Annotated in this window: 16 protein-coding genes; 10 read left to right on the forward strand and 6 right to left on the reverse strand. The window is 68.9% G+C overall.

Annotated features, from left to right (window positions below; all coding sequences use genetic code 11):
* Positions 1-100, forward strand: a 100-nt coding sequence (locus ABZZ22_RS21560) for an integrase core domain-containing protein (RefSeq protein WP_354935743.1), incomplete at its 5' end; no start/stop codon positions are given.
* A gap of 91 nt (positions 101-191) precedes the next feature.
* Here the strand turns inward: ABZZ22_RS21560 and lpdA are convergent.
* Positions 192-1,592 (reverse strand): dihydrolipoyl dehydrogenase, encoded by a 1,401-nt coding sequence (gene lpdA / locus ABZZ22_RS21565; protein ID WP_354935638.1) that lies wholly within the window; start codon positions 1,590-1,592, stop codon positions 192-194.
* 73 nt (positions 1,593-1,665) lie between these two features.
* Between lpdA and ABZZ22_RS21570 the strand changes: the two genes are divergently transcribed.
* From ABZZ22_RS21570 to ABZZ22_RS21580, 3 genes are read left to right on the forward strand one after another with little or no spacing between them, the layout of a single operon-like run.
* Positions 1,666-2,118: a gamma-glutamylcyclotransferase family protein gene (locus ABZZ22_RS21570; RefSeq protein ID WP_179656164.1), complete on the forward strand. Its 453-nt coding sequence runs from the start codon at positions 1,666-1,668 to the stop codon at positions 2,116-2,118.
* 49 nt (positions 2,119-2,167) lie between these two features.
* Entirely contained in the window at positions 2,168-2,965 is a 798-nt protein-coding gene (locus ABZZ22_RS21575) for a purine-nucleoside phosphorylase (RefSeq protein WP_354935641.1), read from the forward strand.
* Between the two features lie 34 nt (positions 2,966-2,999).
* Complete coding sequence (locus tag ABZZ22_RS21580) at positions 3,000-4,652, forward strand: phospho-sugar mutase (protein WP_354935644.1); 1,653 nt, start codon at positions 3,000-3,002, stop codon at positions 4,650-4,652.
* Positions 4,653-4,670: 18 nt separating this feature from the next.
* Here the strand turns inward: ABZZ22_RS21580 and ABZZ22_RS21585 are convergent, their stop codons facing one another.
* Entirely contained in the window at positions 4,671-5,237 is a 567-nt protein-coding gene (locus tag ABZZ22_RS21585; RefSeq protein WP_354935647.1) for a hypothetical protein, read from the reverse strand.
* A gap of 90 nt (positions 5,238-5,327) precedes the next feature.
* On the opposite strand from ABZZ22_RS21585, the gene deoC reads away from it, so the two are divergent.
* A complete protein-coding gene (deoC, locus tag ABZZ22_RS21590; protein ID WP_354935650.1) occupies positions 5,328-5,999 on the forward strand; it encodes a deoxyribose-phosphate aldolase in 672 nt (223 codons plus the stop codon).
* A gap of 30 nt (positions 6,000-6,029) precedes the next feature.
* On the forward strand, positions 6,030-6,641 hold the full coding sequence (locus ABZZ22_RS21595; protein ID WP_354935653.1) for an ATP-binding protein: 612 nt from the start codon (positions 6,030-6,032) through the stop codon (positions 6,639-6,641).
* Here ABZZ22_RS21595 and ABZZ22_RS21600 read toward each other — a convergent pair.
* The gene (locus ABZZ22_RS21600) at positions 6,616-7,695 is read right to left on the reverse strand and encodes an adenosine deaminase (RefSeq protein ID WP_354935656.1); all 1,080 of its coding nucleotides are present in this window, start codon (positions 7,693-7,695) and stop codon (positions 6,616-6,618) included. The genes ABZZ22_RS21595 and ABZZ22_RS21600 overlap by 26 nt on opposite strands.
* A gap of 36 nt (positions 7,696-7,731) precedes the next feature.
* On the opposite strand from ABZZ22_RS21600, the gene ABZZ22_RS21605 reads away from it, so the two are divergent.
* Positions 7,732-8,187, forward strand: coding sequence for a MaoC family dehydratase (locus tag ABZZ22_RS21605; RefSeq protein ID WP_354935659.1), 456 nt, complete (start codon positions 7,732-7,734; stop codon positions 8,185-8,187).
* A gap of 4 nt (positions 8,188-8,191) precedes the next feature.
* Here ABZZ22_RS21605 and ABZZ22_RS21610 read toward each other — a convergent pair whose 3' ends face one another.
* The 3 genes from ABZZ22_RS21610 to ABZZ22_RS21620 form a co-directional block, all read right to left on the reverse strand.
* Positions 8,192-9,235: a S66 peptidase family protein gene (locus tag ABZZ22_RS21610; RefSeq protein WP_354935662.1), complete on the reverse strand. Its 1,044-nt coding sequence runs from the start codon at positions 9,233-9,235 to the stop codon at positions 8,192-8,194.
* Positions 9,236-9,418: 183 nt separating this feature from the next.
* The gene (locus tag ABZZ22_RS21615; RefSeq protein ID WP_354935665.1) at positions 9,419-10,702 is read right to left on the reverse strand and encodes a thymidine phosphorylase; all 1,284 of its coding nucleotides are present in this window, start codon (positions 10,700-10,702) and stop codon (positions 9,419-9,421) included.
* A 76-nt stretch (positions 10,703-10,778) separates the two neighbouring features.
* Positions 10,779-11,192, reverse strand: coding sequence for a cytidine deaminase (locus ABZZ22_RS21620; protein ID WP_354935668.1), 414 nt, complete (start codon positions 11,190-11,192; stop codon positions 10,779-10,781).
* A 180-nt stretch (positions 11,193-11,372) separates the two neighbouring features.
* Here ABZZ22_RS21620 and ABZZ22_RS21625 point away from each other — a divergent pair, with 180 nt between their 5' ends.
* The 3 genes from ABZZ22_RS21625 to ABZZ22_RS21635 all read left to right on the forward strand — a co-directional run bounded on the left by ABZZ22_RS21625 (position 11,373) and on the right by ABZZ22_RS21635 (position 15,360).
* Positions 11,373-12,461, forward strand: a complete 1,089-nt coding sequence (locus tag ABZZ22_RS21625) for a BMP family ABC transporter substrate-binding protein (RefSeq protein WP_354935672.1) — start codon at positions 11,373-11,375, stop codon at positions 12,459-12,461.
* Positions 12,462-12,574: 113 nt separating this feature from the next.
* A complete protein-coding gene (locus ABZZ22_RS21630; RefSeq protein ID WP_354935675.1) occupies positions 12,575-14,089 on the forward strand; it encodes an ABC transporter ATP-binding protein in 1,515 nt (504 codons plus the stop codon).
* The gene (locus ABZZ22_RS21635; protein WP_354935678.1) at positions 14,086-15,360 is read left to right on the forward strand and encodes an ABC transporter permease; all 1,275 of its coding nucleotides are present in this window, start codon (positions 14,086-14,088) and stop codon (positions 15,358-15,360) included. Before ABZZ22_RS21630 ends, ABZZ22_RS21635 begins: the two co-directional genes overlap by 4 nt.
* Positions 15,361-15,365 lie beyond the last annotated feature (5 nt).

The raw sequence follows: 15,365 nt of genomic DNA on the forward strand, positions 1-15,365 counted from the left end.
AGGATGGGTCCACGAGTACAACCATCACCGACCCCACTCAGCAATCGGGAAGGCCGCACCCATCACCAGGTTGAACAACCTGGCTGGGCATCACAACTAGCCGACCCACACGGACTGGCCGGCAGACGCGAAGAGGCCCGGAGCCACGCGATGTGCGCGGGCCCCGGGCCTCTTGCGTCGAATCGACCGGATCAGAGGTTGATCATGTGACCCGCGATGCCCTCGATGGCTTCCTTCATCGCCTCCGAGAGCGTCGGGTGGGCGAAGACGTTGCGCGCGACCTCGTCGGCGGTCAGGTCCCACTGCTGGGCGAGAGTCAGCGCGGGCAGCAGCTCGGTGACCTCGGGGCCGATCATGTGAGCGCCGAGGATCTCGTTGTGCTCGGCGTCGGCGACGATCTTCACGAAGCCGACACCCTCGGCCATGCCACGGGCCTTGCCGTTGGCGGAGAACGGGAAGGAGGAGGTCTTGACGTCGAAGCCCTTCTCCTTGGCCTGCGCCTCGGAGTAGCCGAACGACGCGATCTGCGGCTGGCAGAACGTCGCCCGCGGGATCATGTCGAAGTTGATCTCCATGGTCTCGGCGTCCGCGATGGTCTCCGCGGCGACGACACCCATCGCCTCGGCGGTGTGGGCGAGCATCAGCTTGCCGGTGCAGTCACCGATGGCGTAGATGCCCTCGACGTTGGTGCGGCCACGGGCGTCGATCGCGATCGCGCCCCGGTCGGTGAGCTCGACGCCGGTCTTCTCGAGGCCGAAGCCCTCGACCCGCGGCGCGAACCCGAAGGCCGCCAGGAACTTGTCGGCCTCGATCACCTGCTCCTCGCCGCCGGCGGCCGGGGCCACCGTGACCTTCACGCCGGAGCCGGTGTCCTCGGCGCCCTTGACCGCGGTCGAGAGCATCACGTTGACGCCGAGCTTCTTGTACTGACGCAGCAGCTCCTTGGACACGTCGGCGTCCTCGGTCGGCACCATCCGGTCGAGGAACTCGACGATCGTGACGTCCACACCGAAGTTCTTCAGCACGTAGGCGAACTCGACGCCGATCGCGCCCGAGCCGCCGATGATGATCGAGCTCGGCAGCTCCTCGGTGAGGATCTGCTCCTCGTAGGTCACGATGTTCTGCCCGTTGGGCACGACACCCGGGACCGAGCGGACGGTCGCGCCGGTGCCGATGATGAGGTTGTCGAAGGTGTAGGAGGTCTTCGCACCGTCGTTGCCCTCGACATCGATCGACTTCGGCCCGGCGAGCGTGCCCCAGCCGTCGATCTCGGTGATCTTGTTCTTCTTCATCAGGTAGTGGACGCCCTTGGCGCTCGCGTCGGCCACGCTGCGGCTGCGCTTCCAGGTCGTGGAGAAGTCCATCGTGGCGTCGCCGGAGATGCCGAAGGTCTTCTTCTCGTGCGTGATGATGTGCGCGATCTCAGCGTTGCGGAGCAGCGCCTTGGAGGGGATGCAGCCGACGTTGAGGCAGACACCACCCCAGTACTGCTTCTCGACGACGGCGACGGACTTGCCGAGCTGAGCGGCACGGATGGCGGCGACGTAGCCACCGGGGCCAGCGCCGAGGACGAGAACATCAAAGTGGGTCACGCATCCAAGGGTAGACCGCGGATAACACACAGATCCCAGTCGGACCAGCGACTGAGCGGTAACCTCGTGTTCCGTGACTCTCTACGCGGCCTATGGCGTCAACCTCGACCCTGCGCTGATGAGCGAGCGCTGCCCCCATTCACCGCTGCGGACCACCGGCTGGCTCAGCGGGTGGCGGCTCACCTTCGGCGGCGAGGACAACGCCATGGGCGAGGGACCGATGGTCACCATCGTCCAGGATCCGTTCGAGCAGGTCTTCGTCGCCGTCTACGACGTCGTCGACCAGGACATGGAGGCGCTGGAGAAGTGGGAGCTGGCCGACATCGGCCTCTACTTCAAGGCCAAGGTGCGGATCTCCGCCCTCGCCGAGGACCTGCTCTGCGAGGCCTATGTGCTCGACACGTACGAGGGTGGGATCCCGGATGCCCGCTACCTGGGCGCGCTGGCCGATGCCGCCGAGGCGGCCGGGGCGCCGGACGACTACGTGCACGCGCTGCGTACGAGGCCCTGCCGGTCCAACGATTGAGGCTCCTGGCGGTGGTCGAGCTCGTCGAGACCAGGTCTAAACTCAGCGAGTGACCACGCCTTACGAACTCGCCAAGGAAGCCGCCGCCGCGCTCGCTGAGAAGACCGGCGTCGAGAAGCACGACATCGCGCTGGTGCTGGGCTCGGGCTGGCTGCCCGCCGCCGACGCGCTCGGCGAGGACTACACCGAGATCTCGACCACCGACCTGCCCGGCTTCAGCGCCGCCGCCGTCGCCGGTCACAGCGGCAAGATCCGCTCCATCCGGGCGGCCAACGGCCGCAACCTGCTCCTCTTCCTCAGCCGCACCCACTTCTACGAGGGCAAGGGCGTCGCCGCGGTCGTGCACCCGGTCCGCACCGCCGCGGCCGCGGGCTGCTCGACGATGGTCCTCACCAACGGCTGCGGCGGCCTCAACCCGTCGTGGTCCCCCGGCACTCCGGTCCTGATCAAGGACCACATCAACCTCACCGCGTCCTCGCCGCTGGTCGGCGCGAACTTCGTCGACCTCACCGACCTCTACTCGGCCCGTCTACGTGGCCTGGCCAAGCAGGTCGACTCCTCCCTGGACGAGGGCGTGTACGTCCAGTTCACCGGCCCCCACTACGAGACCCCGGCCGAGGTGAAGATGGCCGGGATCCTCGGCGGTGACCTGGTCGGCATGTCGACCACTCTCGAGGCGATCGCGGCCCGTGAGGCCGGCATGGAGATCCTCGGGATCTCGCTCGTCACCAACCTCGCCGCCGGCATCTCCGACCAGCCGCTGGACCACGCCGAGGTCCTGGAGGCCGGTCGCAACGCCGCCACCCGGATGGGCGCGCTCCTCAGCGACCTGGTGCCCAAGATCTGAGCCTCCGGGCAGATGATGACCTAGGGTCGGATCCATGATCCCCACCGACCAGTCCGCGCTCGTGGTCCAGGCACGGGAATGGCTCGCCGGCGACCCCGACGAGCAGACCCGAGCCGAGCTCGAGAGCCTGCTGACCTCCACAGACCCGGGCGCCGTCGCCGAGCTGGCCGACAGGTTCTCCGGCACGCTCCAGTTCGGCACCGCCGGGCTCCGAGGAGCGCTCGGGGCCGGGCCCAACCGGATGAACCGGGTGGTCGTCATCAAGGCCGCCGCAGGACTGGCCCGCTACCTGCTCGCCACCGGCGCGCAGGGGCCGGTGGTGATCGGCTACGACGCCCGGCACAACTCCGACGTCTTCGCCCTCGACACCGCCGAGGTGATGACCGGAGCGGGTCTCCACGCGCTGGTGATGCCGCGTTCGCTGCCGACCCCGGTCCTGGCGTACGCCGTCAAGGCTCTCGACGCGAGCGCCGGGGTGATGGTGACGGCCAGCCACAACCCGCCGCAGGACAACGGCTACAAGGTCTACCTCGGCGACGGCTCGCAGATCGTGTCCCCGGCGGATGCCGAGATCGCGAAGCGGATCGCGGCGGTCGACAAGATCAGCTCGGTCACCCGGGGCGCCCCCGGGCGCACGATCAGCGAGGACCTGGTCGACAGCTATCTCGACACGGTCGTCGGGCTGCTCGACGAGGGCGGTGCTCGCGACCTCACGACCGTCTACACGCCGCTGCACGGTGTCGGCGGCGACCTGGTGCAGCTGGCGATGAAGTTCGCCGGCTTCCCCGCACCCAACGTCGTCAAGGAGCAGGAGCGGCCCGACCCCGAGTTCCCGACCGTCGCCTTCCCCAACCCCGAGGAGCCCGGCGCGATGGACCGGGCGATCGCGCTGGCGAGCAAGAAGGGCGTCGACCTGGTCATCGCCAACGACCCGGACGCCGACCGCTGCGCTGCCGCGATCCCGGTGGCCGGCAAGAAGTGGCGGATGCTGACCGGTGACGAGGTCGGCGCGCTGCTGGCGACCCACCTGATCCGCAAGGGCGTCACCGGGACGTACGCCGCCTCGATCGTCTCCTCCTCCCTGCTCGGGAAGATCGCGGAGGCCGCCGGGCAGACCTACGCCGAGACGCTCACCGGCTTCAAGTGGATCTCGCGCGCGCCCGGCCTCGCCTTCGGCTACGAGGAGGCGTTGGGCTACTGCGTCGACCCCGAGCACGTCCGCGACAAGGACGGCATCTCGGCGCTGCTCCTCCTGTGCGAGCTCGCGGCTTCGCTGAAGGCGGAGGGGCGCGACCTGGCCGACCTGCTCGACGAGCTCGCGGTCGCGCACGGCCTGCACGCGACCTCACAGCTCTCCATCCGGCTCGAGGACCCGGCGCAGATCGCCGCCGGGATGCAGCGACTCCGCGACCGCCCCGTCACCGCGCTCGCCGGTTCAGCGGTGCTGCAGATGGACGATCTGGCCCTCGGCGAGGGCGGTCTGCCGCCGACCGACGGGATCCGCTACCAGCTGGCCGGCGGGTCCCGGGTGATCGTGCGGCCCAGCGGCACCGAGCCCAAGATCAAGTGCTACCTCGAGGTCGTGCAGCCCGTCGCCGACGCCTCTGCGCTGGCGGAGGCGCACGCCGGCGCCGAGATCGCGCTCGGGGCGCTCAAGGTCGACATCCGCGCCGCCCTCGGTCTCTAGCTCAACCGCTGGTAGGGGTCAGAGGACGAGAAGGACCACGAAGACGACGGCCACCGCGGCGGTGACGGCGATCAGCGGCCAGTCCCAGCTGCGGCGTACGTCCTCGGCGAGGGCGAACTGCTCGTCGGAGTCCTGCTTGACCCGGCGCCGGTCGCGCGCGTCCTGGGCCAGCGAGTTGAGCCGCTCCTCGATGAAGTCGGCGTGGTTGGTCAGCGGCATGTGGTCCCGCTTCTTCTTGACCGCCTCGCGCAGCGGACGGCCCACGGCACCACTGACGTAGGTGCGGCCGCCCGCGTAGGCGCCGAGGGTGCGGCCGACCGAGACGCGCTCCAGCGCGGCCATCGGGAAACGCACGGTCGAGTAGAGGTGGTGCAGGACGAAGTCGCCCTCGCTGACCCCGACCTTCGTGCGGATGAACGCGGCGTATGCCACCAGCGCGAAGAGCAGTCCGCCAACCGTCGTCTCGAGGTGCCAGCCGGTGACCGCGTCGAGCACGATCACCGCAAGCGCGGCCCCCATCGAGAGGAGACCCCATACGGTGCTGCTGGAGTTGCGGAACCACTCCTCGGGCTGATCGTCATTCACGGCGCACACCTTACGACGTGGGGACCAATAGGAATGCGCCGGCCAGGCGCCTATTGATCCCCACGTCGTCAGCCCTCGTATGCTGAACCAGTGCCTAACGCCTCTGACATCGCGAAGCTGATCGACCACACTCTCCTCAAGCCCGAGGCGACCCGCGCCGACGTCGAGGCGCTGATCCTGGAGGCCGCCGAGCTCGGCACCTATTCGGTGTGCGTCTCGCCGTCGATGCTCCCTGTCAACGCTCCGGCCGAGCTCAAGATCGCCGTCGTGTGCGGCTTCCCCAGCGGCAAGCACACCTCCTCGATCAAGGCCGCCGAGGCGGCTACGGCGGTCGAGGCCGGCGCCGACGAGGTCGACATGGTCATCGACGTCGGGGCCGCGAAGGAGAAGCGCTACACCGATGTCGAGGCCGACATCGCCGCGGTCCGCGCAGCCGTTCCCGCCCCCACCGTGCTCAAGGTGATCATCGAGTCCGCGGCACTCGAGGACGACGAGATCGTGGGCGTGTGCCAGGCAGCCGTGCGCGCGGGCGCCGACTTCGTGAAGACCTCCACCGGCTTCCACCCCGCCGGCGGCGCCAGCGTCCACGCGGTGGAGCTGATGCGCAAGACCGTCGGCCCCGACGTCGGGGTCAAGGCCTCGGGCGGGGTGCGCACCATGGAGCAGGCCGAGCAGATGATCGACGCCGGAGCGTCCAGGCTCGGGGTCTCGGGCTCGCGCGCGCTGCTCGCCGGGGCGCCGGGGTCGGCCGCCGGCTACTGACTTCGGCCGGCGACAGGGGAGAATGCCCCGGTGCGTGCTCAGGTCATCGTCCTCGCCGGCCCTTCCGGCGCCGGAAAGTCCCGTCTAGCCGAACGGCTGGGCCTGCCGGTCCTCCGGTTGGACGATTTCTACAAGGACGGCCCCGACCCCTCGCTCCCCCGGATCACCGAGGGCCCCAACGCGGGCCTGGTCGACTGGGACCACCCCGACTCCTGGCTCCCCGACGACGCGTTGAAGACGATCGCCCATCTCTGCGAGACGGGCGCCGCGGACGTGCCGGTCTACGACATCGCCCACGACGGCCGCACCGGCTGGCAGACCCTGGCCCTCGGCGACGAACCGTTCTTCCTCGCCGAGGGCATCTTCGCCCAGGACATCGTGGCCGACTGCCGCACCGCGGGGCTGCTGGCTGCCGCCTACTGCGTCACCCAGTCCCCGACGGTGACCTTCTGGCGCCGCCTCACCCGCGATCTCCGCGAACACCGCAAACCCCCGAACGTGTTGGTCAAGCGGGGCCTGGCGCTGATGCGCGCGCAGCCGCAGGTGGTCGCGGACGCGGTCGCCAAGGGCTGCACCGCGGTCTATCCGAAGCACGGCTACGTCGCCATCAAGCGACTCATAGGGCTGCGTACGCGTCCTTGATCTCGTGGATCAGGTCGACCCGCTCGTCGTAGGGGATGAACGCGGACTTCATCGCGTTGGTCGTCAGCCGCTGGAGCTCGGGAAGGCCCCAGCCGAAGGCCTCGACGATGCCGGTCATCTCCGAGGTCATCGAGGTGCGTGACATCAGCCGGTTGTCGGTGTTGATGGTGACCCGGAACCCGAGGTCGTAGAGGAGCCCGATCGGGTGCTCGGCGATCGACTTGGCGGCCCCGGTCTGCACGTTGGAGCGCGGGCAGAGCTCGAGCGGGATCCGCCGGTCCCGAACGTACGCAGCGAGCCTGCCGAGCCGCGGCGCCTCGCCCTCCTCGACGGTGATGTCATCGACGATCCGTACCCCGTGACCGAGTCGGTCGCACCCGCACGGGTGGACGGCCTCCCAGATCGATGGCAGCCCGAAGCCCTCGCCGGCGTGGATGGTGAAGCGCATGTTGTCGGCGGCCAGCTGCTCGAACGCCGCCAGGAACCGGCTCGGTGGGAAGCCCTTCTCCGGACCGGCGATGTCGAACCCGGCCACTCCGCGGTCGCGCCAGGTCACCGCCAGCTCGGCGATCTCGGCGGCACGAGCGGCCTGGCGCATGGCGGTGAGCAGCTGGCGTACGACGATCTTCCGGCCTGTGGTCGCGACCGCCGCCATCCCCTCGTCGAACCCGGCCTGGACGGCCGAGACGACCTCGTCCAGCTCGTGGCCGGTGGCCACGTGGAGCTCCGGCGCCCAGCGAACCTCGGCATAGACGACCCCGTCCTCGGCCAGGTCCTCGACGCACTCGCGGGCCACCCTGGTCAGGGCGGGCAGCGTCTGCAGCACCGCCAGCGTGTGCGCGAAGGTGTCGAGGTAGCGCTCCAACGACCCGGAGTCGGCGCTGGTGACGAACCACTCCTCCAGCGCGACCGGGTCGTTCTGGGTGCCCTCCGGGAGCTGGTGTCCCACCTCGGCGGCGAGCTCGATGATCGTGGAGGGGCGTAGACCGCCGTCGAGGTGGTCGTGGAGCAGCACCTTCGGGGCGGCCTTGATCTGCATGTCGGACGGTTTCATGGGCCCATTGTTCCGCATCAGGCTAGATTCCGGGCTGTGCGCACATTCACCTCTCTCGAAGAAGTCTCCGCAGCTGCCGGCACCGAGATCGGCACCGGCGAATGGCTCCAGGTCGACCAGGACCGCGTCAACGCGTTCGCCGACGCCACCGGCGACCACCAGTGGATCCACGTGGACGAGTCACGGGCCAAGGAGGGCCCGTTCGGGGGCACCATCGCTCACGGCTACCTCACCCTGTCCCTCCTCCCCTACCTCGGGCTGAGCGTCTACTCGCTGGAGACGCCGGGCGCGAAGCTCAACTACGGCCTCAACAAGGTCCGGTTCCCCACCCCGGTCCTGGTCGGCTCCCGCGTCCGCGCGGCCGTCGCCTTCGGTGAGGTCACCGAGCTCCCCACCGGCCTCCAGCTCGTCGTCAAGACCGTCATCGAGATCGAAGGCGCCGACAAGCCCGCATGCGTCGCGGAGTCGGTCGTGCTCCTGCTGGAGTCCTGACGCCTCAGGAGTAGTCGGCCCACAGTCGCTGGGTCGTGCCGTCGACAGTCATCTCGCCGCCGTACGGCACGATCCACTGCGGCCGGGTGTGCCCGAACGGCGGGCCGACGACGACCACCGCGTCGGAGTTGTAGCGGGCGACCGTCTCGATCGCCGCGTCACGCTGCTCGGCCCGCTTGGCGGCGCGCTCCTCGGCGCTGGGTCGGCGCTCGAAGTCCGACGTCGGCGGGCGCGCGACGATGACCGCGTCGACCGCCTCGAGCAGCCCTCGCTCACCCAGCGCGCGGGTGATCCAGCCGAACTCGCGAGCCGGGATGAGCTCCTCGGAAGTCTCCAGAAGGAGTACGCCGCCCGCCAGCATCCCCGGGTCGACCGGGAAGCGTCCGGCGGTCAGCACCCACTGCATGATCTCGATGCAGCCGCCCCAGGTGGGGCCGGTGATCTTCCGTTCCGGACCCGCCCACGTCCAGGGCTCGGTCGCCTCACGCTCACCGTATTCGGTCAGCGCACGCGGGTCCTGCCAGTCGTGCCCGATGTCCTCGGACTCGCCCGGCTCGGTGATCTCCAGGGTTTCGCCGGTGAGGAGCGCGGCCTTGAGCGAGGCCTCGTGGATCGGGTCGAGCCCCGGACCGGGGCCGAGGTGGACCTGGGTCGACCCGCCGTGGAACGCGGCCACGCCGTTGGTCCACAGCCAGTTGAGCAGGTTGGTGTTGTCGCTGTAGCCCAGGAACGGCTTCGGGTCGGCTCTCAGGAGGTCGGCGTCGAGATGCGAGATCACGGTGATCTGGTCCTCGCCACCGATGGTCGCCAGCACCGCCCGGATCTCCGGGTCGGCGAACGCGGCGTTCAGATCCGCCGCGCGCTCCTGCGCCGTCGCACCCAGCTTCCGGGTCGCCGGATACTCGACCGGCACCAACCCGGTCACCTCGGCCAACCGCGACATCGCCTGCTCGTGGATCGCCGGCGCCACCCCGGGCGCGGCGAACGAGGGTGAGAGCACGGCGACCTTGTCGCCCGCGACGGCCTTGGGTGGCTTGACGATCTTCATGGGTGAAGTCTGGCGGTCCGGCGGAGTGGGAAGCGAACGGTTATCCCCCCCCTCGGCCGAGGGGTAACACGCTGTTCGTAGGACTATCCGGTCGTTATAAAGGGCGAGTAGTCCTACGAACGACGTGTTACAGCTCGCCGAGCCGGGCCGAACACGCTCGATCGGCGGTCGGCGGTCGGCGGATCAGCCGATGCGGTCGAGGATCAACGGCGTCGCCTCGTACGCCGCCCCGTCCCCGATCTCGTAGCCACCCTCGAGCGCCGCGAGCGCCCGGTCGAAGCGCTCAGGCGTGTCGGTGTGAAGCGTGAAGAGCGGCGCGCCAGCAGCAACCGGGTCGCCCGGGCGAGCGTGCCAGGTGACCCCGGCCCCGGCCTGGACCTGGTCCTCCTTGCGCGCCCGCCCGGCGCCAAGCCGCCACGCGGCGAGCCCGACGGCCATCGCGTCGAGCCGGGTCAGCACACCGGAGGTCGGTGCGGTGACGACGTGGGTCTCACGTGCGACCGGCAGCGGCGCCGACGGATCGCCGCCCTGGGCAGAGATCATCGCCCGCCAGGCGTCCATGGCCTTGCCGGAGGCGAGCAGGTCGGCCGGGTCCGGACCGGAGACACCGGCTGCGGCGAGCATCTCCCGGGCCAGCGCGACGGTGAGCTCGACGACGTCGGCAGGGCCGCCGCCGGCGAGGACCTCGACGGACTCCGCGACCTCGATCGCGTTGCCCGCGGTCAGGCCGAGCGGCGTGGCCATGTCGGTCACGAGCGCAACCGTGTTGACGCCGGCATCGGTGCCGAGGTCGACCATGGTGCGCGCGAGCTCCTGCGCGGCCGGCAGCGTCTTCATGAATGCCCCGGCACCGACCTTGACGTCGAGCACCAACGCACCGGTGCCCTCGGCGATCTTCTTGGACATGATCGAGGAGGCGATCAGTGGGATCGCCTCGACCGTGCCGGTCACGTCGCGCAGCGCGTAGAGCTTGCGGTCGGCCGGAGCGAGCCCTTCACCGGCCGCGCAGATCACCGCGCCGACCGAGCCGAGCTGGGCCATCATCTCCTCGTTGGACAGCGAGGCCCGCCACCCGGGGATCGACTCGAGCTTGTCGAGCGTGCCACCGGTGTGGCCGAGGCCGCGACCGGACAGCTGCGGCACCGCGACGCCGCACGCGGCGACGAGCGGCGCCAGCGGCAGCGTGATCTTGTCGCCCACGCCGCCCGTGGAGTGCTTGTCGGCGGTCGGGCGATCCAGGGAGGAGAACGACATCCGCTCCCCCGAGGCGATCATCGCCGCCGTCCACCGCGCGATCTCGCGCCGGGACATCCCGTTGAGCAGGATCGCCATGTTGAGGGCCGACATCTGCTCCTCGGCCACGTCCCCGGCCGTGTAGGCCTTGATCATCCAGTCGATCTGCGAGTCGCTCAGCTCGCCACCGTCGCGCTTGGCGAGGATCACCTCGACCGCATCATGTTCCGCCATGCGGACAGCGTAAGGCGAGAGACCCGCAGGTTCCCACCGGGCGACGCGTCAGGCCGACGATCGCCCGGAGAGGTGGTTACGCGAGGTCCTCGGGACCGAAGGCGTCGGGGAGGACCTCGGACATCGGCTTCACACCCGAGACGGTCATCAGCAGCAGCTCCGGGCCGCCGTTCTCCCACAGCAGCTGGCGGCAACGGCCGCACGGCATGATGACCTCCCCGGAGCCGTTGACACAGACGACATGGGTGAGCCGGCCGCCGCCGGTCATGTGCAGGGACGAGACGAGCCCGCACTCGGCACACAGGGTGACGCCGTAGCCAGCGTTCTCCACGTTGCACCCTTGCAGCAGGCGCCCGTCGTCTGCGTAGCCGGCGACCCCGACGGGGTAGCTGGAGTAGGGCGCGTACGCATGTTTTGCGGCGTCGACGGCGTGCGCACGCAGGCCTTCCCAGTCAAAGCCGTCTGCGGCGTACGTCTGTTTCTCGGTCATGGTCCGACCTTAGAGCCTGTCCAGATAACCGAATGCAACGCAGGAGGCTTAGGCTTCGTCGAGATCAAAAGTTGGTAACCGTTCGCGTATTCCCTGGAATTGCTCGGTCATAGGGGAGAGCGTTCGGACCATGAATGTCCTTTGCGACGCTTTTCGCGGAGCAACGACCTGGAGGCACCAGTGAAGAAGAACATCAAGAAGGCCGCCGCCGGCGGTTTCGCCGCGGTCATGACCGCTGCCGCGCTCGGCGCGTGCGGAGAGGCGCCGACCGAGCGCGCCGGGGAGGGGAACAGCGACTACCTGCCCTGCATCGTCTCCGACGAAGGCGGCTTCGACGACAAGTCGTTCAACCAGCTCAGCTACGAGGGCGTGAAGGAAGCCGCCGACGAGCTGGGCTCGAAGTTCAAGGACGTCGAGTCCAACAGCCCCAACGACTACACCTCCAACCTGGAGAGCCTCGTCGGCCAGGGCTGCGACACCATCGTGACCGTCGGGTTCGCGCTGTCCGCTGCGACCATCGAGTCCGCCAAGGCCAACCCGGAGACCGAGTACGTCCTGATCGACGATGCGGCCGACGCCGACTTCGACGGCAAGACCGACGCCGAGAACATCAAGCCGATCCTGTACGACACGGCTCAGGCCGCCTTCCTGGCCGGCTACGTCGCCGCCGACTACACCAAGACCGGTGTCGTGGGCACCTACGGCGGCCAGCCCTTCCCGACCGTGACCATCTTCATGGACGGCTTCAAGCAGGGCGTGGAGTACTACGCGAAGACGAAGAACAAGGACGTCAAGGTCGTCGGCTACGAGGGCGGCGAGAAGGGCTCCTTCACCGGCGAGTTCGTCGCGAACGAGAAGGCCACCAACACCGCCCGCCAGATCATTCAGCAGGACGCCGACGTGATCCTTCCGGTCGGTGGCCCGATCTACCAGGGCGCGCTCACCGCGATCGAGGACTCCGGCAAGGAGGTCGCCCTGATCGGTGTCGACGCCGACTTCTACGAGACCGACCCGAAGACCCAGGACGTCGTGCTCACCTCGATCCTGAAGAACATGAAGACGTCCACCACGGACGTCGTCCTGGCCGCCGGTGAGGACGAGTTCGACGCGACGCCTTACGTCGGCACCCTCGAGAACGACGGGGTCGGCCTGGCGCCGTTCCACAACTTCGAGTCGAAGGTCTCCGAGACCCTTCCGGCCGAGATCGAGGAAGTCACCGCCGGCATCAAGGACGGCTCGATCAAGGTCAACTCCTACCTGGCCAAGTAAGCCACCCGGTGGCACCGCTCGGCGGGGCCACCACGACGAGGGGGCCGGCGAACCCGGCCCCCTCGCCACGTACCTCTGGAACTTCTCCATCCCTGCAAGGAATGATCCGTGCCATGAGACTCGCGCTTCGCGACATCACCAAGCGCTTCGGCTCCCTGGTCGCCAACGACCACATCTCACTGACCGTCGAGCCAGGTGAGATCCACTGCCTCCTCGGCGAGAACGGCGCGGGCAAGTCCACGCTGATGAACGTGCTCTACGGCCTCTACCAGGCCGACGAGGGCGAGATCCTCATCGATGACGTGCCGCAGCGCTTCAAGGGCCCCGGCGACGCGATGGCCGCCGGGATCGGCATGGTGCACCAGCACTTCATGCTGATCCCCGTCTTCACGGTGGCCGAGAACGTCATGCTCGGTCACGAGGCGACCGGTTTCGCGGGCAAGCTCGACCTCGACGCCGCCCGCAAGCTGGTCCGGGACATCTCCGAGCGCTTCGGGTTCCAGGTGGACCCCGACGCACTCGTCGAGGACCTCCCGGTCGGTGTGCAGCAGCGCGTCGAGATCATCAAGGCGCTCTCCCGTGACGCCGAGGTGCTCGTCTTCGACGAGCCGACCGCCGTACTGACTCCGCAGGAGACCGACGAGCTGATGGCGATCATGCGCCAACTCAAGGAGTCCGGCACCGGCATCGTGTTCATCACCCACAAGCTCCGCGAGGTGCGCGAGGTGGCCGACCGGATCACGGTCATCCGCCGCGGCACGGTGGTCGGCGAGGCCTCCCCCGAGGCCTCCAACGCCGAGCTCGCGTCCCTGATGGTCGGCCGTCCGGTCGAGCTCAAGGTGCACAAGGAACCGGCCCAGCCGGGCAAGCGCGCGCTGGTCGTCTCCGACCTCGTCGTCGCCGACGAGGACGGCCACGTCCACGTCGACGGCATCAGCTTCCACATCGACGCCGGTGAGATCCTCGCGGTGGCCGGCGTCCAGGGCAACGGCCAGACCGAGCTCACCGAGGCGATCGTCGGCCTGTCTCCTCACGTCGAGGGCTCGATCAACCTCGACGGTCGCGAGATCGTGGGCCGCTCGGTGCGCAAGGCACTCGAGGCGGGCATCGGGTTCATCCCCGAGGACCGCCAGGTCGACGGCTTGGTCAGCAACTTCACCATCGCCGAGAACCTCATGCTCAACCGCAGCTATGACAAGCCCTTCGTCTCCCGCGGTTCGCTGAACCTCAAGAAGCTCGACACCTTCGCCAAGGAGAAGCTGGCGGAGTACGACGTACGCGCCCCCGGGGTCTCGACCCTGGCCGGACAGCTCTCCGGCGGCAACCAGCAGAAGGTCGTCGTCGCGCGCGAGCTCTCCCGCGACCTGCGGCTTCTCGTCGCCTCTCAGCCGACTCGCGGCGTCGACGTCGGTTCGATCGAGTTCATCCACAAGCAGATCGTGGCGGCACGGGACTCGGGTGTCCCCGTGCTCGTCGTTTCCTCCGAGCTCGACGAGATCGCCGCTCTCGCCGACCGGATCATGGTCCTCTACCGCGGGCGGGTCGTGGGCATCGTCCCCGCCGACACCTCCCGCGACACCCTCGGTCTGATGATGGCCGGCGAGTCTCCTGAAGGGAGCATTTCGTGAGCGAGAAGGGGCCGGAGAACGAGCCGGCCGAGTCTGCCGAGGCGACCTCGGACGATCGCGTCGGTGAGGGCACGAAGGACTCGGCCTCCGACGCCGACCGGGTGCCCGAGGCGAGCCGTTGGCACCTGGCGCTGCGAGAGATCACCACGGGCAACGCGCTCGTCGCGGTGCTCTCGGTGGTGCTGGCGATGTTCTTCGGGTCGCTGATGATCCTCTTCACCGACGAGGACGTCCGCTACGGGCTCTCCTACTTCTTCGCCCGCCCCTCCGACACGTTCTTCTACGCGTGGGAGGCCATCTCGGGGGCCTACGTCTCGCTGTGGCGAGGCGCGGTCTTCAATGATCTGGCCGGTACGTTCGCCCAGCAGATCAAGCCGATCACCGAGACGCTGAAGTTCGCTGCGCCGCTGACCCTGGCCGGGCTCGGCATCGGTCTGACCTTCCGCGCCGGACTCTTCAACATCGGTGGCCGCGGCCAGATGCTGCTCGGTGGCGCCGCCGCCGCGTTCGTCGCGGTCAAGCTCGACCTGCCGATGATCGTGCACCTGCCGCTGGCGATCCTCGCCGGCGCGCTGGTCGCCGCTCTGTGGGGCGGGATCGCGGGAATCCTGAAGGCGCTGACCGGCGCCCACGAGGTGATCGTCACGATCATGCTCAACTACGTCGGCTACTACCTGGTCTTCTACGCGCTGACCCGCGAATCGCTGCTGCAGGCACCTGGCTCGGCCAACCCGAAGTCCGCACCGATGCCGGAGTCGGCGATCCTGCCGGACCTGCTCGGGCCGCAGTTCAACCTGCACGCAGGGTTCCTGCTCGCAGTGGCGGCGACGTTCCTGGTCTGGTGGATCCTCAACCGATCCTCGCTCGGCTACCGGTTCCGCGCCGTTGGTGAGAACCCCGCGGCGGCGAAGGCGGCCGGCATCAACGTCGGCGTCGCCTACGCCAGCGCCTTCATGATCTCCGGCGCTCTGGTCGGCATGGCGGGCGTCAACCAGGTGCTCGGCTCGGTGACCGACGGCGCGACCGGCGGGCTCGATGCCGGGATCGGGTTCGACGCGATCACCGTCGCGCTGCTGGGTCGGTCGCGTCCGTTCGGCATCCTGGCCGCCGGAATCCTCTTCGGCGCCTTCAAGTCGGGCGGCTTCTTCATGCAGGCCTCCGAAGGCATCCCGGTCGACATCGTCTTGGTGGTGCAGTCGCTGATCGTGCTGTTCCTCGCCGCGCCACCACTGGTGAAGGCGATCTTCCGACTCCCCACGAAGGAGGCCTGAGCGCT

It is taken from the genome of Nocardioides sp. NPDC006273 (assembly GCF_040613495.1).
Taxonomy (GTDB): Bacteria; Actinomycetota; Actinomycetes; order Propionibacteriales; family Nocardioidaceae; genus Nocardioides.